Raw genomic sequence first — 25,379 nt, forward strand, 5'->3', positions numbered from 1 at the left:
ATGTTTAAAAAAGTGTTAGTGGCCAATCGGGGAGAAATTGCAGCTCGAGTCATTCGAACGTGCCGGCGGTTAGGAATTCAGACAGTAGCCATATACTCAGAAGCAGATGCTGATTCGCTCCATGTAAAATGGGCAAACGAAGCTTATTTAATTGGAAAGCCGCATGTCAGTGAAAGTTATTTGAATATTGACAAAATCATTGACGTTGCAAAAGCGACAAAAGCGGAAGCGATTCATCCAGGGTATGGTCTCTTGTCGGAAAACCCGACATTTGCGCACCGTTGTGAAGAGGAAGGAATTGTATTTATCGGACCAAATGCTGATGTTATTGCGAAAATGGGAAGTAAGATTGAGTCTCGGAAAACAATGTCAGAAGCAGGTGTGCCGATCGTCCCCGGCATCTCCTTTCCGCTTCAAAGTGTTGAGGAAGCAGCAAGCACAGCAGCGACGATCGGTTATCCTATTATGTTAAAGGCGTCTAGCGGCGGTGGCGGTATCGGAATGCAAATCGTCCATAATGAAGAGGAATTGCACAAAGTGTTTGAAGGCAACCAAAAGCGGGCGACTTCCTTCTTCGGCGATGGGGCGATGTATTTGGAAAAGTATATTCAGAATCCGCGCCATATTGAAGTTCAGCTTCTTGCTGACCACTACGGGAATTATGTGTATTTATGGGAACGTGAATGTTCGATTCAGCGGCGTCACCAAAAGGTGATTGAAGAAGCTCCTTCTCTGTTTTTAGATGAGCAAACAAGAAAAAGAATGGGGGAGACAGCCATTCAAGCTGCCCAATATATTGGTTATACAAATGCAGGAACGATTGAATTTCTTGTTGATGAACAGAAAAACTTCTACTTTCTTGAAATGAATACGCGTCTTCAGGTAGAGCATCCAGTAACTGAGGAGATCACCGGTCTGGATCTTGTCGAAGAGCAGCTGCGCATCGCTGCCGGGGAAAAGCTCGGCTATAGCCAAGATCACATCCAGCGTCAAGGGCATGCCATCGAGGCGCGGATTTACGCAGAGGATCCAAAAACATTTTTTCCATCCCCCGGAACCATTACTGCGCTTCAATTACCGGAGGGAGAGCGTATTCGCAATGAAACAGCTGTTCAAAGCGGAATGGTCGTAACGCCGTTTTATGATCCAATGATTGCTAAATTAATTGTAAAGGGCGAAAACCGAAAGGAAGCGATTAATCGCATGCTGCAAGCGCTTGGCAGCTATCAAATTGAAGGAATTAAAACAAACATTCCAATGCTAAAAGAAGTGTTGGCACACCCAGAATTTCAAGCGGGACATACAACAACCGATTTTGTAAATCGGCATTTAAGCAGCGTTTCTATCAAAAAATAAGATGTTGATCAAGTCTTCCACTTTTCTTGATTAGAGAGTGGAAGACCTTCAATCTGCAAGTTCAGGAAATGGAGGAGTAAAAAGATGAATCAGATTGTTGCAATAATGGCAGGGAATGTATGGAAAGTTATTGTTTCTGTCGGAGAAAACATTGAGAAAGGGCAAGATGTCGTGATTTTAGAATCAATGAAAATGGAAATTCCTATTGCTGCAGAAGCAAGCGGAATCGTTAAAGAAATTCATGTGAGGGAAGGCGATTTTGTCAATGAAGGCGATATTTTGCTTGAATTTGAATAAGAGGTGAGGCGCGTGGGCAACTGGCCTAAACACGTTACGATTAAAGAGGTAGGGCCTCGTGATGGGCTGCAAAATGAAAAGACAGCCATTGCGACTGAAGATAAAATTGCTTGGATCAATCAGCTTTCCAAAACAGGGTTGACGTACATTGAAATAACATCATTTGTTCATCCAAAATGGATTCCGCAGCTAGCCGATGCGCTAGATGTTGCAGCAGGAATTGAACGAGCTCCTGGTGTTACTTATGCAGCGCTTGTTCCGAATCAAAAAGGGCTTGAAAATGCTTTGACGACTCAAGTTGATGAAATCTCTGTATTTATGTCTGCAAGCGAGACGCATAATCAAAAAAATATTAATAAATCAATCTCAGATACCTATCCTGTCTTAACAGCTGTTGTTCAGGAGGCAAAGCGTGCTAAGAAAACTGTTCGCGGCTATCTTTCAACGGTTTTCGGTTGCCCTTATGAGGGGGAAGTTTCCATTGAGCAGGTAGCTGCTATATCAGAGCGGTTGTTTGAAATGGGAGTGGATGAGCTTTCTTTAGGTGATACGATCGGTGTTGCTACCCCTCGCCAAGTGGAAGCTGTGCTCAACTCGCTTCTAAAGAGATTCCCGAAAGAAAAGCTATCCATGCATTTTCACGATACAAGGGGAACAGCCTTAGCCAATGTGCTGCTTTCATTAGAAATGGGGATTACGACTTTTGACAGCTCGCTTGGTGGACTGGGCGGCTGTCCGTATGCACCGGGAGCTTCCGGAAACGTAGCGACTGATGATTTATTATATATGCTTCATGGCATGGATATTGCTACAGGCATTGATGCTGGGCGGTTAACGGAGGCAGCGCTATTTATTCAAAATAAAATCGGTCGAGCGCTCAATAGCCATTATTTGCAAACCGTTGATCCTTGTTTGTCCTAATAAAGGAGAGTGATTAAATGGAATCTTCTATTCTCTATGAGGCGGCGAATGGAGTGGCAGTGCTGACTTTGCATCGCCCGCAAGCAGTCAACGCTTTGTCTACAGCGCTGTTAATGGAGCTGAAGCAAAAGCTTGGGCAATTAAGGTTTGATCGCTCGATCCGTTGTGTGATCGTAACAGGAAGTGGAAAAAAAGCATTTTGTGCTGGTGCTGACTTAAAAGAACGTGCCAGTATGACTGAAACAGAAGTGAGAAAAACCGTTGCGCTGATTCGAGAGACGATCAATGAATTTGAACAGCTTCCAGCACCAACTATTTGCGCGATTAATGGCGTTGCATTTGGCGGAGGCCTCGAATTGGCGTTAGCTTGCGATATCCGTATTGCCTCTGATCATGCTCAGCTTGGATTAACCGAAACGGCGCTTGGGATTATTCCAGGTGCTGGCGGAACTCAGCGTCTCCCGCGTTTAATCGGAAAAGGCAAAGCAAAGGAGCTCATTTTTACGGCTAAACGGCTAACGGCAGCGGAAGCAGCCAGCATCGGAATAGTAGAATATGTTGTGCCGTATGAGCAGTTAATGGAAAAGGCCAACGAACTTGCCGGACAAATAATTCAAAATGCGCCGATTGCTGTTGCCCAAGCTAAAATAGCCATTAATCGAGGTCTGGAAGTCGATTTATATACAGGTTTGAAGCTGGAGCAGATGGCTTATGAGATGACAATTCCAACGAAGGATCGTTTAGAAGGGCTGCAAGCCTTTAAAGAAAAGCGGAAGCCTGTTTATAAAGGAGAGTAAAGGAGGAAGTGCAAGTGATCAACGAGCAAGCAAAAACATTGACCGAGAAATTGGCGGAACAAGTCGAAAAAATTGAACAAGGCGGCGCATTAAAGTACCATCAAAAAAATGCGGAGAAAGGCAAGCTATTCGTACGAGATCGTCTAAAGCTGTTATTTGATGAGGGAATGCAATTTGAGGATGCTTTATTTGCCAATTGTCTTGCTGACGGTCTGCCAGCTGATGGCGTGGTAACAGGGATCGGAAAAATCAACGGGCAAACCGTATGTGTAATGGCCAATGATTCAACGGTAAAGGCGGGATCGTGGGGATCACGGACCGTAGAAAAAATCATTCGTATCCAAGAAACCGCAGAAAAGCTTCGGTGCCCGATGCTTTATTTAGTAGACTCGGCTGGAGCGCGGATTACGGATCAAGTCGAAATGTTTCCTGGTCGCCGCGGGGCAGGGCGCATTTTTTACAATCAAGTAAAGCTTTCTGGAAAAGTGCCGCAAATATGCTTATTATTTGGACCATCGGCGGCCGGCGGTGCTTATATTCCAGCTTTTTGCGATATCGTCATTATGGTCGAAGGAAACGCTTCGATGTATTTAGGATCGCCGCGAATGGCGGAGATGGTGATTGGCGAAAAAGTGACGCTTGAAGAGATGGGTGGAGCGCGAATGCATTGCAGTGTCTCTGGATGTGGAGATGTACTTGTGAAAACAGAAGAAGAAGCCATTCAGTTTGCCCGCAAGTACTTATCTTATTTTCCAGCCAATTTCGCTGAAAAACCGCCAATTGTCGAAGCAAAGCCAGCGAAGAGCTTTGAAAAAACGATTGAGGACATTTTACCCCTGAATCAAAATGCGCCGTTTAATATGTATGACTTGATCGAGCGTTTTATTGATGAAGGCTCTTTTTGCGAAATCAAAAAGCTGTTTGCACCTGAATTGATTACAGGACTTGCTCGCTTGAATGGACAGCCAATCGGTATACTCGCTAACCAGCCGCGCATCAAAGGCGGTGTTCTATTCCATGATTCGGCTGATAAAGCAGCCAAATTTATTACTTTATGTGATGCCTTCCATATTCCGCTTTTATTTTTAGCCGATATTCCAGGATTTATGATCGGCACAAAAGTGGAAAGGGCAGGAATTATCCGCCATGGAGCGAAAATGATTTCAGCGATGTCAGAAGCAACGGTTCCGAAAATTTCTATTATCGTGCGAAAAGCGTATGGGGCAGGTCTTTATGCGATGGCTGGCCCGGCCTTTGAACCGGATTGCTGCTTAGCGTTTCCTAATGCGCAAATTGCCGTGATGGGACCAGAAGCAGCGGTTAATGCAGTCTATGCCAATAAAATTGCTGAGCTTCCTAAAGAAGAACAGGCAGCCTTTATTGAACAAAAACGGGAGGAGTATCGCCGCGATATTGATATTTATCGTTTAGCCTCAGAGATGGTGATAGATGGAATTATCGCTCCAAACCAGCTTCGCGAAGAATTGATTCGTCGCTTTGATGCCTATATGTCGAAATATATCGTCTTTTCGGAAAGAAAGCATGGAGTATATCCGGTGTAATAAAAAAGGTTCTTTGTCAAATATTGGGGTTCAGGCTGCCGCGCTTCGCTTGGTGGCCTTTTCTTCTGGAAAGGGGGTACCTCCCTTTCTAAAAGAAAAGGTAGTGCTAGCCTATATGTCCCTCAATTCTTTTAAACTTGTGGAATAATAGTATTTTTGAACGAAAACGGGTAAAATTCTTATATCCATAGGCATTTCGCTTTCATACCTCCGTTAAATTGTTGATCACTTGCTTTGTCTTGTCGCATTTGATGAGGGAAGATACGCCTTTCTTCTATACGGACAACCATGTCGCAGGCATGTTGTGATTTTTGATTCAATCCAGCTTAAATAGCTTTGGATCCATTGCTTCTCGAAGAGGGCGTAACCGGGCCGCGCTGCTGAATTTAGAAAACGAACTAACGCCAGTGACGATATCCAATGGGTCGAGGGAGCTGCAGAATAATTTTTCCCCTGTGCCAAGCTCTCAACCTGAAAGCCAGTCTTTTCCGGAAACGGTTGAGCTTAATTCTAATGCACCATAAGCTCGACCCAATGCCATCCCTGCCGGCGGACAAATGAATGAGACGAGAGCTGTAATTTGCCCCCAGAATTCTTTGTTCAACTGTCCGTCATTGATCTTTTTGCATTAAAAATTAATAGATTTTATCAAAAAGCATCATAAGGAGAAATTTCACAAATTTTCACAAGCAAGTATTATGCCGTTTCAAGCGAGAGACGTATCCAGTAAAAAAAATAGAACTATGTGCTAAATGAACAATAAAACAAGATAAAGAAAGAAATTATACAAGAAGGTAAAATGCAAAATTAAAGGGCAGAAAGGATTAAAAAACGGAAAATCATTTGAGGACTTCGAACAAATGGAAAGAAAAAGATACTCTTCATCTCCGAATATACATACTTATGGAAGGAGAGGGCTAGAACAAACAATCAACAATACATTAACTTATTTTTAAAGTTTTAAATAAAAATGTTATGTTAACTTATAAGGAGAAGTGAATACAACTAAAGCCACTACCTCTTATTTCTCAACAATTAGAAAAAGAGGGGGGATGATAAGATGGATTGAGAATCATTCATTTTTCAATTGGTCAAGTTTGCTTTTCTTATTGCTTTTGCACGTGCAGGGTTTTTTACAGTCAAACCATCTCAGTACTTTAGGGAATTAAGAGCTTGGGATTATTTCTATGGATTTTACTTTGGCGGCAGAAAAACGTAAGCATGAAATAAGGAAAGGGGACATAACTGAAAATAGATTGGTAATTTTTCCGAAAAATTTGAACTATATCTTTCAGCTGGTGATTATTGTAGTGGGAATTATATGAACTATTTTTTCAGTGTGAATGATGTACCCAATGTGAATATGAGGCAGTTTATTTAGCTAACCTGGAAAAAGCAACTGATTAGGCTATTTCTCTCTGTTTAACGTATCCATTTTCTTGTCATAACACCACTAGTTGCATACTATTTTTATATCTGCTTACTTTAACCAGGGGAAGACTAATCTTTCAGTCTTTTTATAAATCTTCCCCTTAAAATTTCATATAAAAATCCATCTTAATAAACTGACAGATATCATTCCCACTAAAACAGCTCCTAGTAGACTTCTAAATAATAGAGCAACTAAAAAAGTGGGTATAATAGCCAATAATTCAAACTTATTTGCCATCGGAGAAAGTTGACCATCATCAAATAAAAGGCTCTGTGTCAATAACGCCGCCATAACAGTAACGGGGACAAAACTAAGCCAACTTAAAAACCACTCAGGAAGTTTGATTCTGCTTAAGAATAACAAAGGCACTATTCTTGGGATTAATGTAACAATACCTGTTCCAAGTATGATTAAAAAAATCTCCTACCTTATTTCCATTTGTTCATCACCATCCCAACGGTTGATCCTATAATAGTCGCAATCATGACTCCCCACATCCCTAGTATTAAAAAATTAACAACAAGTAAACAAACAACTGTAAACATTGCTATGCCTATTTCTAATAGCTTCTCATCTTTACCAATAATTTGAAATACTAATCATCCAGCAAACATAGCTGGTAACGCAAAGTCCATTCCGATAGACTCCGTATTAGTTACCCATCCTCCCATGATGGCTCACAAAATATTTGCTATAAGCCAATTGACATAAGCTGTTATATTTAACCCTAGTAGCCAAGAAAAACTAGCTTCTTTTTTGTTTGCAAGATAATTAGAAGCTACTCCAAAAGTTTCGTCTGTTATTTGACAACCTATTAAAAAATTTTCCCACAGGCCCATACGCCTACAATAAGGGGCTAGAGAGGCACTAAATAAAAGATGCCGAAGATTAACTAAAAAAATTGCAAAAATAATAGATGGAACAGTACTGCCAGCTGTAATCATCCCCGCTGTAACAAATTGTCCAGAACCTGCATAAAGAAAGAGAGACAATAAAGCGATTTCCAACACACTAAGACCTGCCGCTTTTTCTACAACTTTCAGCAGCAAAGCCAATACTTAAATAACCAAATATGGTAGGTAAACAGGCCTTTACTCCTTCAATAAAATTATCACGATATTTTGTTTTATCTCTTACATTTAAAATAGTTTCTGGCACGAATCATTCCCTCCCTGGTTCATAATAAACTAAACTTATACTAAACGAATTATATGTATAGCAGTCAATATGACTATATAACACTATATCCGTAATCAAATTAACGATATGAATTCAAATTGAAAATCCACATAGGCTAGAAGTTTAATGGCCAAAACGGTTTTCATTTGCAGGGAAATCAATTTGTATTTATATACGAGTAGAGGAAATTTGTGAAGATTAAATTGAATCAAAATGCCAGTATCCCAAAGGTTCAACAAATTTTATTTGGTCTGTTTTTTTATCTGAGGGGGAACGATTGCCTTCAGGGAAATTTCAAGAGATACCTATTTATCCAACTGCACTCAAATGTATTCCGATCCTGCGGTGCGAACATTGTATCTGTACCAATGGATGAAGATGGAATGAGAATTTATGAAACATGCAAACTTAGATTAATACATACTATTCCGGAATTTTTTTAAGTCAGGAAAGAAGAAAACAACTATTAACTCTTGTACAAGAATATCAATTATTGTTTTAGAGGACGACCCAAGGAGTGAAATATATTTTGATAAACAAACTTTCCTATTCAATAAAAGTTTAATTTCCTTTGTCTGAAAGAAACAACCCTGTCGGTTGGCTCAACGAAAAAGTTGGCAAGTTTTTTTAAAAAATTTTTGGGAATGCCAAACGATGCTTTAGTTATATATCTTTGATAATTAACTAAACAGAAATTGACTAAAGGAAATTCCTTTGCAATGGCAAATTTCTGACTTAATATTAATGTTTTTACGACTTATTCTAATAAATGAGAGGGGATCATCGAGATGAAAACGCTAACAGAAAGGGAAAGGTCCATACTTTTTCTTTTAAGGAGGGGGAAGACATATCAAACAGGAAAAAGTATTGCGATTTTAATGGGGGTATCCCCAAGGACTATAAGAAATGATGTAAAAGCATTAAATCGAGTATTGAGAAATTACGGGGCAGAGATTGTTTCAAAAAGAGGCATGGGATATAAATTAGAAATTCGTAATAATACTAAATTCTCAGAAATAGACAACCACGTTATTGATAACAATCATTGCTTTACATTCCCAGCGGAAAAATCAGAGCTCTTACTATTAATAATAAAAAAAATATTAATTAATATGCTTGTTAACAAAAAATTGTATCTACAAGAATTAGCGGATGAATTGTTTATTAGTTTAACTACTTTAAAAAATAATTTACCTGCAGTAAATAATGAATTAAAAAAATTTGATTTAAAGGTTAAAATTGACCGTTTTAATGGAATTAGGATCGAAGGAGATGAGGACAAATTTAGATATTGTGTGTCTGAGTATATTTTTAGAGGAGACAATTATGCATCACACCAATTATTCTCAATTGATGAAATGATGCAAATTAAAGATATAATAACAAAAATTTTATTAAATCACAATTTTATTTTAACTGATATGGCCATAAACAATTTGATTATTCACATCCAAATAAGTATACAAAGATCTTTAGCTAACATGCATCTTTCTTATAGCAACCAAGCCAAAAAGGAATTAAGAAATACCCCTGAGTTTACGATTGCTGCTGAAATCATAAATGAAATAAAAAATAGATTGGGAAAAAATATCGATTCGGAAATCTACTATTTGACTCAGCATCTAGTAAGCAGTGGAAAACTGATTTATCATCAGATGAATTCCTTTGAATTAAATAAAATCCATAACATTATCATGAAAGTCATGGAACAAATAAAAATAGAAACCTCAATTGATTTTACAAAAGATTTAGAATTAAGGAATCATCTGACCGTCCACCTTAGTGCAGCTCTAAATAGACTAAAATACAAAATGAATATTCGAAATGATCTTTTAAATCAAATTAAATATAACTACCCGTTAGCATTTGAAATTGCAGTTATTGCGAGTAAAAAAATAAAAGAAATAACAAATTTTTCGATAAATGAAGATGAAATCGGCTATATTGCTATTCATTTTGGAGCGGCTTTAGAAAGGAAAGGAATTAATGAAAAAAATAATATTAAAAAAATACTCATTGTTTGTGGATCAGGTCTGGCTACTGCCTCTTTACTCCGAGAGAAGCTAAAGGGATTTTTCGGAAATCAAATTAATATTATAGAAACTACCAGCCTTTTAAAACTTAATGTGGAAATGATTAATCAAGCGGATTTGATTCTAACTACTGTTCCGATTAACAATTTAAAATCAAAGAAAATCATGCTAATCAATCCTATTTTAAATCATAAAGATTTGGTTGAAATTAAAAATATTTTAAATGGTGACAAATTGAATATTCATTTTGATTTGAAAAAAATATTTATCAAAGAACTATTTATTAAAGGTGTGGAATTCAAAACCAAATATGAAGTACTTGATTATATTACTAATTTAATGGAAAAGCATGGATATATTGATTATCAAACAAAGCAATCAATATTTGAAAGAGAAAAAATGGCTTCAACCGAATTAGGTGATTTAGTAGCAATACCACATGCCCTAGAAAATAACATGAACAAAGTAGCAATTGCGGTATGTATTTTAAAGTCTTCAATAATATGGGATAAGGAAAAAGTACAGGTTGTTTTCGTTTTAAGTATCCCTAAAAACCAAGCTGAAAGTTATGAGTATGTTTTTCGTTTACTTTATAAATTTTTAATTGACGAGTTTGGCGCAAGTAAACTAATTTATGAATTTACTTATGAGGATATGATTCACAACCTAGAAAATATGAGTAGTAGATAAGGGTGGCAATAACTATGGATGAAATAGAATTTAACGATGACAATGTGGAAATTCATGTAGAAGCTTCCAATTGGGAAGATGCTATTAGAAAAAGCATCTTTTTATTAGAAAAAAATGGTCATGTAAATAAAAACTATGTTGAGTCAGTTATTCAAAATATAAAGGAATATGGACCGTATATCGTCATATATCCGGGATTAGCCATTCCACATACAAGACCTGAAAATGGAGCGATTAAAATTGGATATAGTCTTATTACCTTAAAAAATCCTGTGTATTTTCCCAATAGTAATACTCCAGTAAATGTTTTGATCAGTTTTTCAGCGACAGATAGCGATACACACCTAGAATTAATAAAAATGATAGTGAATATTGTAAATTCTGATTTAATAGATGAAATCTCCAAAGTTTGTTCAATTGATGAATTAAATCAACTTCTGAGTAAAAATGTTAAATAAAACAGCGAGGGAGAAGGAAGATGACAAAAGTAGCCATAATTACTAGCGGGGGAGACGGATCAGGTGTTAATGCTGCTATTGAAATGATAGCAAAAGATAAAAAAATAGAACTTTACGGATTCCATGAGGGGTTTGACGGAATATTAAAAAATCAGCCAATTCCTTTAACATTGGAAAATTGTCAAAATTATTCACTCGATGGAAAACAGATTATAAGGACTTCAAGAAGCAAATTACCGTATGAAAAGGAAGGAAGGAAAAAAATACATGAACAATTAAAATCATTTGGTTTTGATTATTTACTAATTTTTGGCGGGAACGGTTCGCAAAAAGCGGCAAAATTAATGAATTCGGAAGGAACAAAAACCATTTTTATCCCCATGACGGTAGATAATGATGTTGATGGCAGTGAATATTCGATCGGATTTGACACTGCTTTAAATAGGATTATAGGAACTATACATGACTTGCATGATACTGCACACAATATGCCTGGCAGAATTTTTATGGTGGAAGTATTAGGAGGAAAATGCGGAAATTTAGCTTTGGCTAGTGCAATTGCAGGTGGCTGTGATTTGGCAATAATCCCCGAATTCCCTACAGATAAAAATAAAGCAGTAGATATTATTGTAGAAAAACTGAAAGAAAAAAAATCTATCATAATTGTATGTTCTGAGTCTGCATATGATGGCAGACTATATAAAAGTGGGGATCAAGGAGTTTCTTTTGAAATTTCAGAATACATTGAAAAACACTTGAATATTAGAGTTAGAAAAACAATCATGGGATTTTTTATTAGAGCAGGTAATACATCTTTTAGAGATGCCATGATAGCTGTACAGATGGGTGCATTGGCTAGAGAGTGCATTAATAAAGGGATTTCTGGAAAAATGGTTGGCGTTAAAAATGGCACGGTTCAATTAATAGACTTTAATGATGTTCATTCAACAAATCAAAAACTTGATCCGCAATTAGTAAATATAGCAATAAAAAATAATATGTTAATAAAACATTAAAAATAGAAAGGGGGTGAAATAAATGTTGAAAATTTTAGTTGTATGTGGAGCTGGTCTAGGTAGCAGCTTTGCTTGCCAAATGAGTGTTGAGTCAGTGTTAAAAGATCTTAATGTTAAAGCATCATTAGATCATTCGGATCTTTCATCAGCAGCTGGGTATGGAGCTGATATTATCATTGCAGGCAAAAATTTTGAGCCACAGTTTAAGAGATACAACATTAATTCCAGCTTTATCTTTTTAAATAAACTAGTAGACAAAAATGAAATTAGAGAAAAATTAGTGCCGATTTTGCAGGAAAAGGGAGAATTATAAACTAAAAAATGAGGATTGTGTAAACACAATACCTCATCAAACTAAAAGAATTTATGAAACATATATTAGGAATTCTCCAATAGAAGCTATAGGAGGAAATGAAAATGTCTGTTATTAACTTTTTTATCGAAAATATATTAACTCAGGCAGCTGTGACAATTGGCTTGATTGCTCTAATTGGATTACTTCTGCAAAAAAAATCTTTTAGTGAAATTACTTCTGGTACGTTTAAAACGATGTTGGGATTTTTGGTGCTTTCAGCAGGTTCTGGAATAATTGTATCATCTTTAACCTATTTTGGACAAATTTTTTCAAAAGCATTTGGACTGCAAGGTATCGTCCCGTCGATAGAAGCTATAAACGGGCAAGCTATGAATGATTTAAACCTTGGGAGTGAAATAGCTCTTACATTTTTGTTTATATTCATTTTTAATATACTCATTGCTAGATTTACTAGATGGAAATATATCTTCCTAACTGGTCAAGCAATATTATGGATGGCTACAATGACCACAGTATTTGGAGTAAATGCTGGATTGAGAGGGTTTCCTCTTATTTTAATAGGTGGATTAGTCGGTGGTATTTTTGCTGTTGCTATGCCTGCCATTGCTCAGCCAATTGTGAGGAAAATAACAGGTTCCGATGATATTGCCCTTGGTCACTTTTGTACAATTGGCTATATTTTTACTGCAGGAGTTTCAAAGCTCGTTGGCGACAAAAGTAAATCTACAGAGGATTTTAAATTTCCAAAAGGGTTAGAATTTTTATCAGATAGTTATGTTGGTGTAGGATTAGTCATGATTCCGCTTTATATCATAACTGCAGCGTTTGCAGGAGAAGAATTCTCATCTAAATTTTCGGATAATTTAAATTATTTAGTATTTGCGTTTATTCAAGGCTTCCAATTCGTTGTCGGTGTATACGTCCTTTTATCAGGAGTGCGATTGTTATTAGCAGAAATTGTTCCGGCATTTAGAGGTATTGCCCTTAAAATAGTTCCAGATTCTAAACCTGCATTAGATTGCCCTGTATTATTTCCATATGCTCCAAATGCTGTGACATTAGGATTTATCGGTACAACAATTGGTTCAGTTATTGCAATGTTTGCACTACCATTATGTGGATTGCCAATGATTTTACCAGGGATGCTTACAAACTTTTTTGCCGGTGGATCAGCAGGAGTATTTGCAAATGCAGTAGGCGGAAGAAGGGGGACTATTATATCCACTATAGCCCATGGAATTTTTATTACATTACTTCCCGCTTTACTTGTTCCCATTTTAAATTCTATAGGATTCGTAAATACAACTGCCACTGATGTCGATACTGTGATGGCTGCACTCCTTTACCATTGGATATTTAATCCAATACTTCAATTATTCTGATTCTGTCGAGGTGAACAGCAGTGGTATTTTTTAAAAAAAGAAAAAAGGAAAAAAAGATTACGAACGAGCTTCCAAAAGCACCAAATAAAGAGGATTTAATGATTGAGATTGAAAAAGCAGAAAAATTATTAGAAAACGCTAATGAAAATAACAAAATAGAGATTTTAAACCAATTAGGGAAGCTATATTTTGAAGCAGGGGAAATCGATCAAGCTATAAATTACTATGAATTAAGTATTTCTGAGAATAAAACTATAGGGCAAGCGAATAATGAATTATTAAAACTATATAACATAAAGAGAAAAGAAGCAATTGATCAAAAAAGAGATTCAGATGTTCAATTATATTTAAAAAAAATAGATGAATTGCTCAAATTATCCAAAGATATTATTAGAGGAAAGGCATAAGGTGATATAAAAATGAAAAATTTAGTATCGTTGTTTGAAATGACTAATAACAAAGGGGCAATTGGTGCTTTTAATGTGCATTGTATAGAGATGTTACCGTCCATGATGGAAGCAGCAAACGAGTTAAACATTCCTATTATTATTCAAACATCGTTAGGCACTGCAGAGTATGTTGGCTTCGACTTGATGGTATCTATTATTAAAACGCTTTCTGAAAGATACAATATTGATGTTTGTCTTCATTTAGATCATTGCCAAGATATTCATGCAATTCAAAAGGCAATCGATAGCGGATATACTTCTGTTATGTATGACGGTTCTAGCTTGCCTCTTAATGAAAATATTGAAAATACTAAAAAAGTTGTGGAATATGCCCATAAACGGAATGTATCTGTTGAAGGAGAAGTAGGAACGATAGGCGGAACTGAAGATGGATTAGTTGTCGATGAAAAAGATGTAATGTATACAAATCCTGAGGATGCATATATGTTTGTTAAGGAGACAAATGTTGATGCCCTTGCCGTTGCAATAGGGACAACACATGGATTATATAAATCGAAAGCAAAAATCAATTTTGATTTATTGAAAGAAATTTCTTCCAACATAGGCCATGTGGGTTTAGTTCTACATGGAGGAACAGGAGTATCTGATGAAGATATAAAAAGATGTGTTTCTGAAGGAGTGAAAAAAGTTAATATTGGATCTGAACTAAATAAAGCTTATATAGAGGAAATAAATAAGACCTTCCCTAAAGCAGCTGATCGCCCTTTAACATCATTAAGAAAACTTTTTATACCAGCCAATCAGAGAATCAAAGAAATTGTAAAACAAAAATTAATCTTGCTTCAGAAATAAAAAAATGCATATGATACATTATCACAATACGAATCTATCGGAGAGAAAAACAAACCAATCCTTCGCTGCTTATTTAGCGGCAAGGATTTTTTTTGTGAAAAGAGGGAGGATGAAATGTTGTTTCTATTTGTACAAAAAAGTTAATTCAAATAACTATTGTAGATTTTCAAAACTTAGAACTATGTGCTAAATGAACAATATAAAAATAAATTTAATTTACTGTTTTTAAGGAAGCAAACACAAAGTCTGAAAAAGGGGAATGCTATAAACCCCCTTTTTCCTCATAATTTTGTATAACTGATGTTCAGCTTAAAGAGTAAGTCTGTCAATTAACTCTGAATAAGATTCACATTCATTTCACTGTCACAAATTTTTCCTTCGTGTAAATATAAAATTCGATTCCCCAATTTTTTTGCTTCCTCAAGATGATGGGTGACTAATATAATGGGAATGCGCCAAAGCTTATGGATACGTAATAGCTCTTCATGACCTTTTACACGTGTTTGATTATCTAATGCAGAAAAAGGTTCATCTAAAAGCAAGGCATCCGGCTCGGTTGCAATGGCTCGTGCAATGGCGACCCGTTGTTTTTCGCCGCCTGAAATTTCAGACGGATATTTATCTCTAAGGTGTTCAATTCGCAGCTCTTTCATTAAATTTTTGACAAAGCTTTCATTTTGCATGCCATAAGCAATGTTTTTCCAAACAGTCATATGGGGAAAAAGCGCATAATCTTGAAATACATAGCCGATGTTTCTTTTTTGAATAGGAACAAATACTTTCTTATTTTCAAATAAAATGGTGTCGTTTAATCGGATGATGCCAGCAGCAGGTTTGCTTATCCCAGCAATACAATTTAAGATAGTCGTTTTTCCGGAGCCGGAGGGGCCAAAAAGGACAACAATCTCATTGGCCACTGAAAATTTTACATCTAATTCAAAATGGGATAGTCTTTTTTGGATTTCAACGATAAGCATAAGAAAAAACTCCTTTAAGTAAGCGACAAATAAGCTCTAAAAATTTTTGAACTTACTATTTTTGTACATGTCTCATCATATTCCTTTTGCTCCACCAATTTAGCCATAAAATAGCGCTAAAGCCGAGGGCAACGATAATGATCACCCAAAATTTTGCCGCTTCCAAATTACCTGACTCCACCGCAAAATAAATGGCTAGAGGAATAGTGTCGGTGACATTCGGAATGTAGCCGGCGAGCATGAGAGTGGCACCAAACTCTCCTAACGCTCGTGCAAAGGATAAAACTAAGCCAGCTAACAGTCCTGGCCATGCCAGTGGAAAAGATATCGTCCAAAACACTCTCCATTTCGATGCCCCCATTGTATATGCAGCATTTTCAATATTTGGGTCATACTGCCGAAACGCTGCAGATGCACTTTGATACATTAAAGGAAAAGACACGACGACTGCTGCGATCACAACAGCATACCAAGTGAAAACAATTTGGAAATCAAACCAATCAAGCAGTAATCGACCAATAAATCCGTTTTTACCAAATATATATAATAAACCAAAGCCTACAACTGTAGGCGGAAGCACGAGTGGCAGCAAAATAATCGCTTCTATAATACTTTTCCCTCGAAAGGAGTTACGACTAATCAATCGTGCCAACACAACCCCAGTAACAAATACGATAAACGTGGCGATTGTTGCCGTTTTTAAAGAGAGTATAAGCGGCGAGTAATTCATACTTGTCGTTCACCTTTTCATAAAGTTTCATCATTTTTCGTTATAAATGGTTATAATTATTTTGAACTTTGGAGTAAAGGAAATGGTAAAACAAGAAGTTGAGTCATTTCCATTGAAAAAGAGCGAAACAAAACATGATATAATCAAGATTAGATATAAACTACATAGCCATCTTCTTGTTAAGAAAATAATTAATTTTATTTATATTTAAATATAAATCATTGATACAGAAGTTATCAATACAATATATCAAATTACATTTAATTACTTATAACGAATTTTTTTATGAAGGAGCAAGTAGGTATGAAAAAAAATCTTTCTTATACAACCGAGGAAGTGGCAAACATATTAAAGGTTTCAAAATTAACCGTATATGATTTAGTGAAAAAAGGGTTATTACCTGCTTATCGTGTCGGACGACAAATGCGAATTGATCCTTCCGATCTAGAAGAGTATATAAAAAAGTCAAAAGAAGAACTGCAGCCAAGCTCCGTACAGTCATCAAAAAAAGAAACATCGATTGAAACTCAAGGGTATTTGCAACCTAGACAATTAATTATAAGCGGCCAGGATATGAGCTTAGATATTTTGGCGAACTACTTAGAAAAATCCTCGAAAAGGTTTCGGCCACTTCGTTCTTATGTTGGAAGCTTAGAAAGCCTAATTTCAATGTATCAAGGATATTCAGACATTGTCAGTACACACTTAATCGAAGGAATTTCAGGTGAATATAATGTTCCGTATATCAATAAGATACTAGTGAATTTTCAGTATATCGTGATTCATTTACTAACAAGGAAGGCAGGCTTTTACGTCAAAAAGGGAAACCCGTTGAATATTAAGCATTGGGAAGATTTAAGAAGAAAAAATATAAAAATTGTGAACCGGGAAAAAGGTGCGGGTGCTCGTGTTTTACTAGATGAATGTTTGAGAAAGTATCGCATACCTGTTTCTGAAATTAACGGCTATGACAATGAGGTAACCAATCACGTAAGTGTCGCAAGTACTATCGCTAAAGGGGATGCAGATGTCGGGGTAGGAATTGAAAGAGGGGCTAACCTAGTTAAAGATGTCGATTTCATTCCGTTAGTTAATGAAAAGTACGATTTGGTTATTTTAAAGAACGATGAAAATAGAGAGTTAATTAGTCAAGTCCTGCAAATTTTAAGATCGGTTCACTTTCAAAACGATTTAAAAGCACTAGGAGGCTATGATTTGTCACAAACCGGACAAGTCGTTTATGAAAGCTGAAATGGATCCAGCTAAAAGCCAGGGGTTCTCTTAAAAACCCCTGGCTTTGTTTTATCACTTTTTGGCACTGGAATATCTGGTTTTCTTGATTCGTGAGCACTGGAAATGAAAAACTAAAAAGAGAAACATAAGTATATCTTTTTCTATTATATTTATTTATAATTAAATATAATTAATTATAAATAAAAGAAAATAGGATGTTGTAAAGATGAACATTCATTTTAAAGCGATAGGAAAAATTCTAACCCCTTTTAACACCTTGGAAGGAATGCCGATTCAATCGGCGGCGGCGAAAAATGTAGAAGGAACAATAGAGCTTAACCCATTGTATGTAGAAGGGATGAAAGATCTGGACGGCTTTTCTCATCTTATTCTTATTTATTATTTTCATAAGGTTCATGAATATTCATTGCAGGTAGTTCCTTTCTTAGATGATCAACCCCATGGTATTTTTGCAACAAGATTCCCGAAAAGACCGAACCCAATCGGCTTTTCAGTCGTTCGATTGAAAAGTATTGAGGGGAATCATATCCATGTCCTAGATGTCGATGTATTGAACGAAACACCTCTACTCGATATAAAGCCTTACGTTCCGATGTTTGATGCAATAGAAACATCTAAGATTGGATGGTTTGAAAAAAGAATCGAAAACGTAGATAAAGTAGATAAAGTAAAAGCTGATAAAAGCATTTATTGAAAAGGCGGTATTGGCAAGGCCGATTAAAAAGCACCTTATGGTTTTTTTTCATTGCACTGAACAAAATGTGTTTTTTCTATCCATGAACGGAGACACTTTACTATTCTATATAATTATATTTTATATAAATTAATTATATGCTATACAAAATAGTTATAAGAAATTATAATAAGTTTTATATTAGATTAAAAATAGAAGGGGGAGAGAAAGCATGAAGCATTCTATTCGCATGATCATGATCATGTTTTTGTGTGCTTCAATCTTTTTTATTTTTGGTTGTACAAACGAGGGAGAAAAACAGGAATCAAAGAAGACAGAGGATAAACAGACAGTACAATTAACCATCTCAGCAGCCGCAAGCTTACAAGATGCCTTAACGGAAATTCAGAAAAAGTATGAAAAAGAACATGAAAATATAAAAATTACATTTAACTTTGGAAGTTCTGGTGCATTGCAACAGCAAATCGAACAAGGAGCGCCGGTAGACCTATTTTTCTCGGCTGCTGAAAATAAGTTTCGTCCACTCGTAGACAAAGGATTGATTAACAAAGAAGAGAGTAAAAACTTGTTAGGAAATGAAATCGTTTTAATCGTTCCGAAAGATAAAGCAGACACAGTAAAAGGATTTCAGTCTTTGGCAGACAGCGGTATTAAGCAATTTGCATTAGGAAATCCTGAAACTACTCCAGCAGGTCAATACGGGCAGCAAACTCTGACCAAGCTAAATCTTTGGCCAAAAGTAAAAGAGAAAGTCGTATACACAAAGGATGTGCGCCAAGTATTATCATATGTAGAAGCAAATACAGTGGACGCAGGAATTGTATTCAAAACTGATGCCCAAATATCTGATAAGGTAAAAATTGTCGACATCGCAGACGCAAATATGCATGATCCTATTATTTATCCAGTTGGCATCATTAAGGACACAAAGCATAAAAAAGAGGCTCACGATTTCTATCAGTACCTACAGACAGAAGATTCGTTTCAAATTTTTGAAAAATTCGGATTTAAGATTTTGAAATAAGCGGGCTTCATTACTTTAAAAACAAAAAATCATAAACATCGATATATCAACGTTTCTAAAACATTAATGGGGGCGTCAATAAGCCGTATAAACGACTTATAAGACACCCCCAAAGCTCCTCAAGAACAACACTGTCATATTTTGGAGCACGAGGACTATGAGATGATAAGACCTTACATCGTTATTAGGTAATTGATTATGGTTTGTCAAAAACTTTTAGTAAAGGGCCCCTGCTAATCGACTTTCAAAAAAATAACCATGCACAACTCATGAAAGCAGCCCATAAAGTATATTATCATTCTAATGGATAATCGGGAGGAATCTATATTGAGTTATACATTTCCGGGAGGTCAACCGCAGGGGAAGCCCATCTTTATCACAAGTAAAATCAGGGAAGCGATGGTCGCTGAGTTAACCGCAATTAATGATTATAATTACCATATTGCAAATTCCAACATGGAAGAAGTCAATAGGGTTTGGAGAATGATCATGCTGGATGAAAAAAAACATTACGGAATGTTTCTAACCCTCTTGCGCAAATACGATCCTGTACAATATCAAACCTATCTCTACTATCAAAACACTCATTTGGATGTAAAGGAACCAATGCAGACCTATAGACCCAATTATGATAAACAATTGATATTAAATCTTGTCAGAAGTGATCTTAAAGGAGAACTAGAGACAGCCGTACTTTATGATCAATATGCAGCTGAAATCTCTATCCCGGATGTTAGTCATGTTTTCTCTGTCATTAGCCGTGATGAGAAATTCCATGCAGAACATTTAACGAAGCTCTTGATAAGTTATGATCCTGATCCCTACAATGGTCTGAAATAAAACTGAACTAAGCCCTTAAACGGTGAATTCCCTCCTTACTCAAGGGGAATGTGTCATCCTCATTCCCCTTGAGTAAGCAGTCTTCTCACCATAAATGATAAATCTAAAAGTCATGTCATTCATATAAGCTTCCCTAGCAATTTTTTATCTACAACTATTTCCACTTGTGATACGGTTCACCTTTAATTAATCTTAAACTGTTCAACAAATTCAATCCCTTTCCATTAGTGAAGTGACAAAAAATATCATCAAACTATAATTTTACTGAACCGTAAACTCTGACTCTTCACCTCTATATTTTTGAACTAATGTCCCAGCATCACGATTCTAACTCTCCCGCAGCCGCTTCATCACCATCCGCTCCCACCACTTCCACGGCAATATATTTTTCAAGACCATTCCTAATTTCACGCCTTTGCCAACCGGATACCGCAATTTCGGATAAGGAGACTTTGCCACGTGTACAATCTGTTGGATCACTTCATACGGAGAGAGTGCCGTGTCAGCAACATGGTTGACATATTTCAAAACTTTCTCCATCTCTTTAACATAAGGAGAATCCGGATTGACCGATACCGCATCCAGCCCTTTTGACCAGATTTCCGTTTTATAGGATCCCGGTTCAATTAAAACGACATGAACACCGTACGGCAGCATCTCTAAACGCAAAGACTCGCTGAATCCTTCCACCGCAAACTTGGATGCCACATAAGGTCCCATAGAAGGGAATCCGATTCGTCCGCTAATACTGCTTATATTCACAACCTTGCCGCTTCTGCGTGCCCTCATCGACGGCAAAACAGCTTTTGTTACTGCCACCAAACCGAAAAAATTCGTTTCAAATTGCCTCTGCCATTCTTCAACAGCAAGCTCCTCCGTAAACCCTCCCGCTGCATACCCCGCGTTGTTTACCAACAGATCAATTTGGCCGTAATCTTCAATCACATTCTGAATTACAGTTTCCGCTGCTGAAAAATCGGTTACATCTAGTTGGATAATCTCAATCCGGTCTGTTACACCTGCTTCTTTGGCTGCCGCTTCCAGTCGTCCTCTCTTATCCAAATCTCTCATTGAAGCCAGCACGCGGTAGCCTTCGCGGGCAAGCGCTACACTTGTTAGCAATCCAAAGCCGCTTGAAGCTCCTGTAACAAACGCAACAGGTTGTTTCTTTAAAGTTTGATTCACAAGATTCCCTCCAGCTATTCATATTCTAACACTGCCTTTTTGCTAAATATATGTAGAGCATCATCACTGCTTTCGTTCGCAAATTCCTTCAAAAATCTGCTCCACCTATATGTTTTGACAATTCCTGTCTCTTCTTAATAAACACTTTTTATTGGAATTGTATCATGAAAATAATGAGATAAAATAAATCCTGCCTTCTTTACAGAGGATTGGTTAAAAATATTTAATTATTAAAAATCGCCAAGTATAATAATTACCGGCGATTTCTAACTTCTATCATAGCTCATATGAATAAGTCGCTTTGCCTTTTCAAAATCTTCATCATTATAAATCCTGACTTCTAAATCCCCTGTTCCGATATGACCGATATTTCGTACATCACGGCTAAATCCTGGCTCAAGTTCAATTTCATCTGGATTCACTTTTAAAAATAAGACGATTTTTTCTGTCTGAGGATGCACTTTTAAGCAGACAAAATTTTTAATGCGCTTAAAGGCTATGTAGTATTTTAATACAGCCATTTGTACATCATCGCCTAGTGCCATAATATATGCTTTTATTGCTTCAAACCGGTCTTTTAATTCTGTACTGGATTGTTCCAGATATTCGGAGACTGTCTTATATCCGGGCTTCGATAAGTTAATATGGTTTTCAGCTTCCAGTAATGGTTGTGCAGTTATTGTATTTACTAAATCGAGCAAAAGAAATCCATCTTTATAAAACTTATACTGGTACAACTCAATGTTCCGATTTATTTGTTGAACAGCATGTTCGTCATAATTTGTGAATCCACCCGCAATACATAATAAGCGCGGATTCGTCCAATCAATTGCGTCAGCCAAGTCATTACCGTATTTGCGCATTACCATACGAGTGAATTCAGCTTTATGATCCAACAGCCAGTCCAGATAATATAATCCTTGGTTAATGACATTTTCATTGACAGCTCGTTTATATTCGATAATAACTGGAGAGTTATTTTCATCAATACCTAATGTATCGATTCTGCCGCCATGTGTCTTGCCAGTAGAATATTCTGATGCTAAAAACCGTACACCTAAAAATGTTTCAAGATTACGCTCAATAAGGGTTTGCAGCGATTTTTCAATTGTCAGAGATGTGCCTTCCAATTCACTTACATGTTCTCCATTTATACGAAATAATTTAATATCACCCATGAAACTACTCCTTCTTTTATTGTGCATCTAAAACTACGATTACAATAAATGAATAATGATAGTATACAATAAGCGTTGATATTTATGAGACATATTAGTCAATCTATGTAAAGAATACGGAAGAACGTAACAAAAGACCCCAATTCAATTTTAATAATGTTCCACTCGTTCGGAAATATGTTTGCAAAATTATTTTGGCTCTTGGAAATACTAGAGAAACCAATCAATACATTCATTACAAAGACTGCTTGATTATTAACTCATGAAATGTTTATTACCCTTTACAAGAAAGGAAATCATGTTGCAAATTGCAACACCAAAGAAGAAAAAAAGTAAAACTGTTAATCGCTTTTACTCAAGTGTCGTTATTAAACTATGAAAAAATTGGGGAATTTTAACGTTTTATTTTTCCTCATAATCAATTGTATTTATATCCATTACCAGTATAATGTATAAAAATGTAGTCAAGAGGTGATATCAGTAAATCAAATCATCAAAATAGTTCTGCGAGATCGAAAGCATGTTGAAGCATATGTACGTACGGAACAAAAGATGGTCGAGGACAATCGATATGAAAGTGCAGATTTTTGCAATTCAAGCCGTGTAAACTAAGTTGTCCAGGGCGGGACATTATTTGCTATCAGATCCAGTTTCAAAAATCAACAGCTGCTTGAATGGATTTTAAATTTTTACAAGTCTGGCGGCATGGTCGCATCGGTATGTTCAGGTGCACTATTGTTGACAGAAGCAGGTCTATTATCCGACAAAAAGGCAACTACACATTCATTTGCGATTGAATACATGAAATCTAATTATAAGGACATTGAAGTAGTTCAAATGTCCGATTTTTGGATGAAGGCAATATTCTAACTTCTGCTGGAGTGTCAGCTGGAATCGATATGTCTTTATACATTGTAGCAAAATTACTGGGAGAAACAGTAGGACGTACAACAGCAGCTACAGAAGAATATCCATACTGGTCTGAAAATATTGGGGGAGCTGGTCGGAAGTTTTAGTAAAGTTGAGCATCACTTGACTGTAACTTGATTTTCATGCAGGCGAAACAGCGAAAATTTCTGTTTCGCCTGAAGTTATTTGCACTGATTTTAAAAATTTCTTTCATACTTTCGGATCAATTATAAAGATTATGTTAAAAATCGTATTTTCCGTTGATTTATATAAGTATATTGTTATATGTTTATTGAAGTTAAGGAAATGATAATACTAAACAGTATTCATGTCGTGGATATGAAAAGACATTTTTTAGTGTGCGATGAACCATAAAGTATCGTCTTTCTTTTTGATTGATATATAAGTAAATATTTATATAACTATATATGTATAGGGGGTGTTCCAAATGCAAAAAGCAGTGGAGGAAATAGAAAAAGCAGCACACATTTTAAAGCTACTTGGTGATAAAACACGTTTAACGATTATGGCCATTTTAAAGAAACGCGAGTGTTGCGTCTGTGAGCTTCTAGAGGTATTTGATATGAGTCAGCCGGCTATTAGTCAGCATCTTCGCAAGTTAAAAGATGCAGGATTAGTAAAAGAGGATAAGAGGGGACAGTGGATTTATTATTCCCTCAATCTAGAAAATGAGTTATATGATTTCATTCAAGAAATTCTGCAGCACATTCCAGATCAAACAGAGAATATTCGTAAGATTGAGGAAACCAACCCTGCGCTTCGTTGCGGTTGTTAATCTACTAATTAAATGGGGAGGAAAAAATGAGTAATACGGGGAAAAAACGGCTATCGTTTTTGGATCGATACTTAACGCTTTGGATTTTCCTAGCTATGGCAGCAGGAATTGGCTTTGGATCTGTCTTTCCGGGCTTTGTAGACGCAATAAACAGTTTACAGGCAGGAACCACATCGATTCCAATTGCCATTGGTTTAATTTTCATGATGTATCCTCCGTTAGCAAAAGTTCGCTACGAGGAGATGGGACGCGTCTTTAAAGACATAAAAGTATTGGTTTTGTCCCTTGTACAAAATTGGATTATTGGACCAATATTGATGTTTGTATTGGCGATTGTATTTTTGCCGGATAAGCCGGAATACATGGTCGGACTCATCCTAATCGGTCTGGCACGTTGTATTGCGATGGTGATCGTCTGGAATGATTTAGCGAAAGGAGACAGAGAGTACGCAGCTGGGCTTGTAGCGTTTAACTCTGTATTCCAAGTGCTATTTTACTCTGTTTATGCGTATGTGTTTGTAACAATCATTCCAGAATGGTTAGGACTAGAAGGTGCTGTCGTTCATATTACAATGACGGAAGTCGCCAAGTCGGTGTTCATTTACTTAGGAATTCCGTTTCTTGGCGGAATGGTGACGCGCTTTTTGTTGGTAAAAGCAAAGGGCAGACAATGGTATGAAAAAGTATTCATTCCAAAAATCAGCCCGATTACATTGATTTCTTTATTGTTTACGATTATCGTCATGTTCTCTTTAAAAGGAGACGCTATCGTAAGTTTGCCGTTGGATGTAGTGAGAGTCGCCATTCCATTGTTCATTTACTTTGTATTGATGTTTTTCGTTTCCTTCTTCTTGGGGAAGAAATTTGGAGCGAGCTACCCTGTCACCACCACACTTGCCTTTACAGCCGGCAGCAATAACTTTGAGTTAGCGATTGCTGTAGCTGTTGGCGTGTTTGGGATCCATTCTGGTGCAGCATTTGCAGCTGTCATTGGACCACTTGTGGAAGTGCCTGTCATGATTGCATTGGTCAACGTAGCATTATGGTTTAAACGAAAATACTTTAAAACCGAATCAGTATCATACTAACAA

The 25,379-nt window shown here is 36.6% G+C and carries 23 protein-coding genes and 1 pseudogene; 18 read left to right on the forward strand and 6 right to left on the reverse strand.

Annotated features, from left to right (window positions below; all coding sequences use genetic code 11):
• The 5 genes from NSU19_RS09620 to NSU19_RS09640 all read left to right on the forward strand — a co-directional run bounded on the left by NSU19_RS09620 (position 1) and on the right by NSU19_RS09640 (position 4,933).
• Positions 1 to 1,356 (forward strand): acetyl-CoA carboxylase biotin carboxylase subunit, encoded by a 1,356-nt coding sequence (locus NSU19_RS09620; protein WP_339199902.1) that lies wholly within the window; start codon positions 1 to 3, stop codon positions 1,354 to 1,356.
• An 84-nt stretch (positions 1,357 to 1,440) separates the two neighbouring features.
• Positions 1,441 to 1,653: an acetyl-CoA carboxylase biotin carboxyl carrier protein subunit gene (locus NSU19_RS09625; RefSeq protein WP_339199903.1), complete on the forward strand. Its 213-nt coding sequence runs from the start codon at positions 1,441 to 1,443 to the stop codon at positions 1,651 to 1,653.
• Positions 1,654 to 1,665: 12 nt separating this feature from the next.
• Positions 1,666 to 2,574: a hydroxymethylglutaryl-CoA lyase gene (locus tag NSU19_RS09630; protein WP_063389475.1), complete on the forward strand. Its 909-nt coding sequence runs from the start codon at positions 1,666 to 1,668 to the stop codon at positions 2,572 to 2,574.
• 17 nt (positions 2,575 to 2,591) lie between these two features.
• A complete protein-coding gene (locus NSU19_RS09635; RefSeq protein ID WP_063389474.1) occupies positions 2,592 to 3,371 on the forward strand; it encodes an enoyl-CoA hydratase in 780 nt (259 codons plus the stop codon).
• A gap of 14 nt (positions 3,372 to 3,385) precedes the next feature.
• Positions 3,386 to 4,933: an acyl-CoA carboxylase subunit beta gene (locus tag NSU19_RS09640; RefSeq protein WP_063389473.1), complete on the forward strand. Its 1,548-nt coding sequence runs from the start codon at positions 3,386 to 3,388 to the stop codon at positions 4,931 to 4,933.
• 1,540 nt (positions 4,934 to 6,473) lie between these two features.
• Here the strand turns inward: NSU19_RS09640 and NSU19_RS09645 are convergent.
• Together NSU19_RS09645 and NSU19_RS09650 are read right to left on the reverse strand one after the other, a co-directional pair.
• Positions 6,474 to 6,734, reverse strand: coding sequence for an AzlD domain-containing protein (locus tag NSU19_RS09645; RefSeq protein WP_339199904.1), 261 nt, complete (start codon positions 6,732 to 6,734; stop codon positions 6,474 to 6,476).
• Positions 6,735 to 6,793: 59 nt separating this feature from the next.
• Positions 6,794 to 7,523 (reverse strand): annotated as a pseudogene (locus NSU19_RS09650) (AzlC family ABC transporter permease).
• An 809-nt stretch (positions 7,524 to 8,332) separates the two neighbouring features.
• Here NSU19_RS09650 and NSU19_RS09655 point away from each other — a divergent pair.
• From NSU19_RS09655 to NSU19_RS09685, 7 genes are all read left to right on the forward strand, one after another.
• Positions 8,333 to 10,267 carry a BglG family transcription antiterminator gene (locus NSU19_RS09655; protein WP_339199906.1) on the forward strand — a complete coding sequence of 645 codons (1,935 nt, stop codon included), beginning with the start codon at positions 8,333 to 8,335 and terminating at the stop codon, positions 10,265 to 10,267.
• 14 nt (positions 10,268 to 10,281) lie between these two features.
• Positions 10,282 to 10,725, forward strand: coding sequence for a PTS sugar transporter subunit IIA (locus tag NSU19_RS09660; protein ID WP_130157288.1), 444 nt, complete (start codon positions 10,282 to 10,284; stop codon positions 10,723 to 10,725).
• A gap of 20 nt (positions 10,726 to 10,745) precedes the next feature.
• Positions 10,746 to 11,741 carry a 6-phosphofructokinase gene (locus NSU19_RS09665; protein WP_130157286.1) on the forward strand — a complete coding sequence of 332 codons (996 nt, stop codon included), beginning with the start codon at positions 10,746 to 10,748 and terminating at the stop codon, positions 11,739 to 11,741.
• Positions 11,742 to 11,763: 22 nt separating this feature from the next.
• Complete coding sequence (locus NSU19_RS09670; protein ID WP_130157284.1) at positions 11,764 to 12,054, forward strand: PTS sugar transporter subunit IIB; 291 nt, start codon at positions 11,764 to 11,766, stop codon at positions 12,052 to 12,054.
• A 104-nt stretch (positions 12,055 to 12,158) separates the two neighbouring features.
• The gene (locus NSU19_RS09675) at positions 12,159 to 13,439 is read left to right on the forward strand and encodes a PTS sugar transporter subunit IIC (protein ID WP_339199908.1); all 1,281 of its coding nucleotides are present in this window, start codon (positions 12,159 to 12,161) and stop codon (positions 13,437 to 13,439) included.
• Positions 13,440 to 13,459: 20 nt separating this feature from the next.
• A complete protein-coding gene (locus NSU19_RS09680) occupies positions 13,460 to 13,846 on the forward strand; it encodes a tetratricopeptide repeat protein (protein ID WP_130157282.1) in 387 nt (128 codons plus the stop codon).
• 12 nt (positions 13,847 to 13,858) lie between these two features.
• Complete coding sequence (locus NSU19_RS09685; protein WP_130157280.1) at positions 13,859 to 14,701, forward strand: class II fructose-bisphosphate aldolase; 843 nt, start codon at positions 13,859 to 13,861, stop codon at positions 14,699 to 14,701.
• A gap of 329 nt (positions 14,702 to 15,030) precedes the next feature.
• On the opposite strand, the gene NSU19_RS09690 is transcribed toward NSU19_RS09685, so the two are convergent.
• Together NSU19_RS09690 and modB are read right to left on the reverse strand one after the other, a co-directional pair.
• Positions 15,031 to 15,678, reverse strand: coding sequence for an ATP-binding cassette domain-containing protein (locus tag NSU19_RS09690; RefSeq protein ID WP_066250708.1), 648 nt, complete (start codon positions 15,676 to 15,678; stop codon positions 15,031 to 15,033).
• 55 nt (positions 15,679 to 15,733) lie between these two features.
• Positions 15,734 to 16,408, reverse strand: a complete 675-nt coding sequence (gene modB, locus NSU19_RS09695) for a molybdate ABC transporter permease subunit (protein WP_063389471.1) — start codon at positions 16,406 to 16,408, stop codon at positions 15,734 to 15,736.
• Positions 16,409 to 16,711: 303 nt separating this feature from the next.
• On the opposite strand from modB, the gene NSU19_RS09700 reads away from it, so the two are divergent.
• From NSU19_RS09700 to NSU19_RS09715, 4 genes are all read left to right on the forward strand, one after another.
• Positions 16,712 to 17,659, forward strand: a complete 948-nt coding sequence (locus tag NSU19_RS09700; protein WP_339199911.1) for a helix-turn-helix transcriptional regulator — start codon at positions 16,712 to 16,714, stop codon at positions 17,657 to 17,659.
• Between the two features lie 208 nt (positions 17,660 to 17,867).
• Positions 17,868 to 18,356, forward strand: a complete 489-nt coding sequence (gene tsaA / locus NSU19_RS09705) for a tRNA (N6-threonylcarbamoyladenosine(37)-N6)-methyltransferase TrmO (RefSeq protein ID WP_339199913.1) — start codon at positions 17,868 to 17,870, stop codon at positions 18,354 to 18,356.
• A 229-nt stretch (positions 18,357 to 18,585) separates the two neighbouring features.
• A complete protein-coding gene (modA, locus tag NSU19_RS09710) occupies positions 18,586 to 19,380 on the forward strand; it encodes a molybdate ABC transporter substrate-binding protein (protein ID WP_339200000.1) in 795 nt (264 codons plus the stop codon).
• A 327-nt stretch (positions 19,381 to 19,707) separates the two neighbouring features.
• Complete coding sequence (locus tag NSU19_RS09715) at positions 19,708 to 20,220, forward strand: rubrerythrin (protein ID WP_094245830.1); 513 nt, start codon at positions 19,708 to 19,710, stop codon at positions 20,218 to 20,220.
• 327 nt (positions 20,221 to 20,547) lie between these two features.
• On the opposite strand, the gene NSU19_RS09720 is transcribed toward NSU19_RS09715, so the two are convergent.
• Positions 20,548 to 21,405 carry an oxidoreductase gene (locus NSU19_RS09720; RefSeq protein ID WP_339199915.1) on the reverse strand — a complete coding sequence of 286 codons (858 nt, stop codon included), beginning with the start codon at positions 21,403 to 21,405 and terminating at the stop codon, positions 20,548 to 20,550.
• A gap of 266 nt (positions 21,406 to 21,671) precedes the next feature.
• Positions 21,672 to 22,583 carry a DUF5655 domain-containing protein gene (locus NSU19_RS09725; protein WP_339199916.1) on the reverse strand — a complete coding sequence of 304 codons (912 nt, stop codon included), beginning with the start codon at positions 22,581 to 22,583 and terminating at the stop codon, positions 21,672 to 21,674.
• A gap of 1,357 nt (positions 22,584 to 23,940) precedes the next feature.
• On the opposite strand from NSU19_RS09725, the gene NSU19_RS09730 reads away from it, so the two are divergent.
• Both NSU19_RS09730 and arsB read left to right on the forward strand, forming a co-directional pair.
• The gene (locus NSU19_RS09730; RefSeq protein ID WP_339192824.1) at positions 23,941 to 24,288 is read left to right on the forward strand and encodes a metalloregulator ArsR/SmtB family transcription factor; all 348 of its coding nucleotides are present in this window, start codon (positions 23,941 to 23,943) and stop codon (positions 24,286 to 24,288) included.
• A gap of 26 nt (positions 24,289 to 24,314) precedes the next feature.
• Positions 24,315 to 25,376: an ACR3 family arsenite efflux transporter gene (gene arsB / locus NSU19_RS09735; protein ID WP_339192825.1), complete on the forward strand. Its 1,062-nt coding sequence runs from the start codon at positions 24,315 to 24,317 to the stop codon at positions 25,374 to 25,376.
• Positions 25,377 to 25,379 lie beyond the last annotated feature (3 nt).

Origin of the sequence: Aeribacillus sp. FSL k6-2211 (genome assembly GCF_037966125.1) — a bacterium.
Classification (GTDB): Bacteria; Bacillota; Bacilli; order Bacillales; family Aeribacillaceae; genus Aeribacillus; species Aeribacillus composti.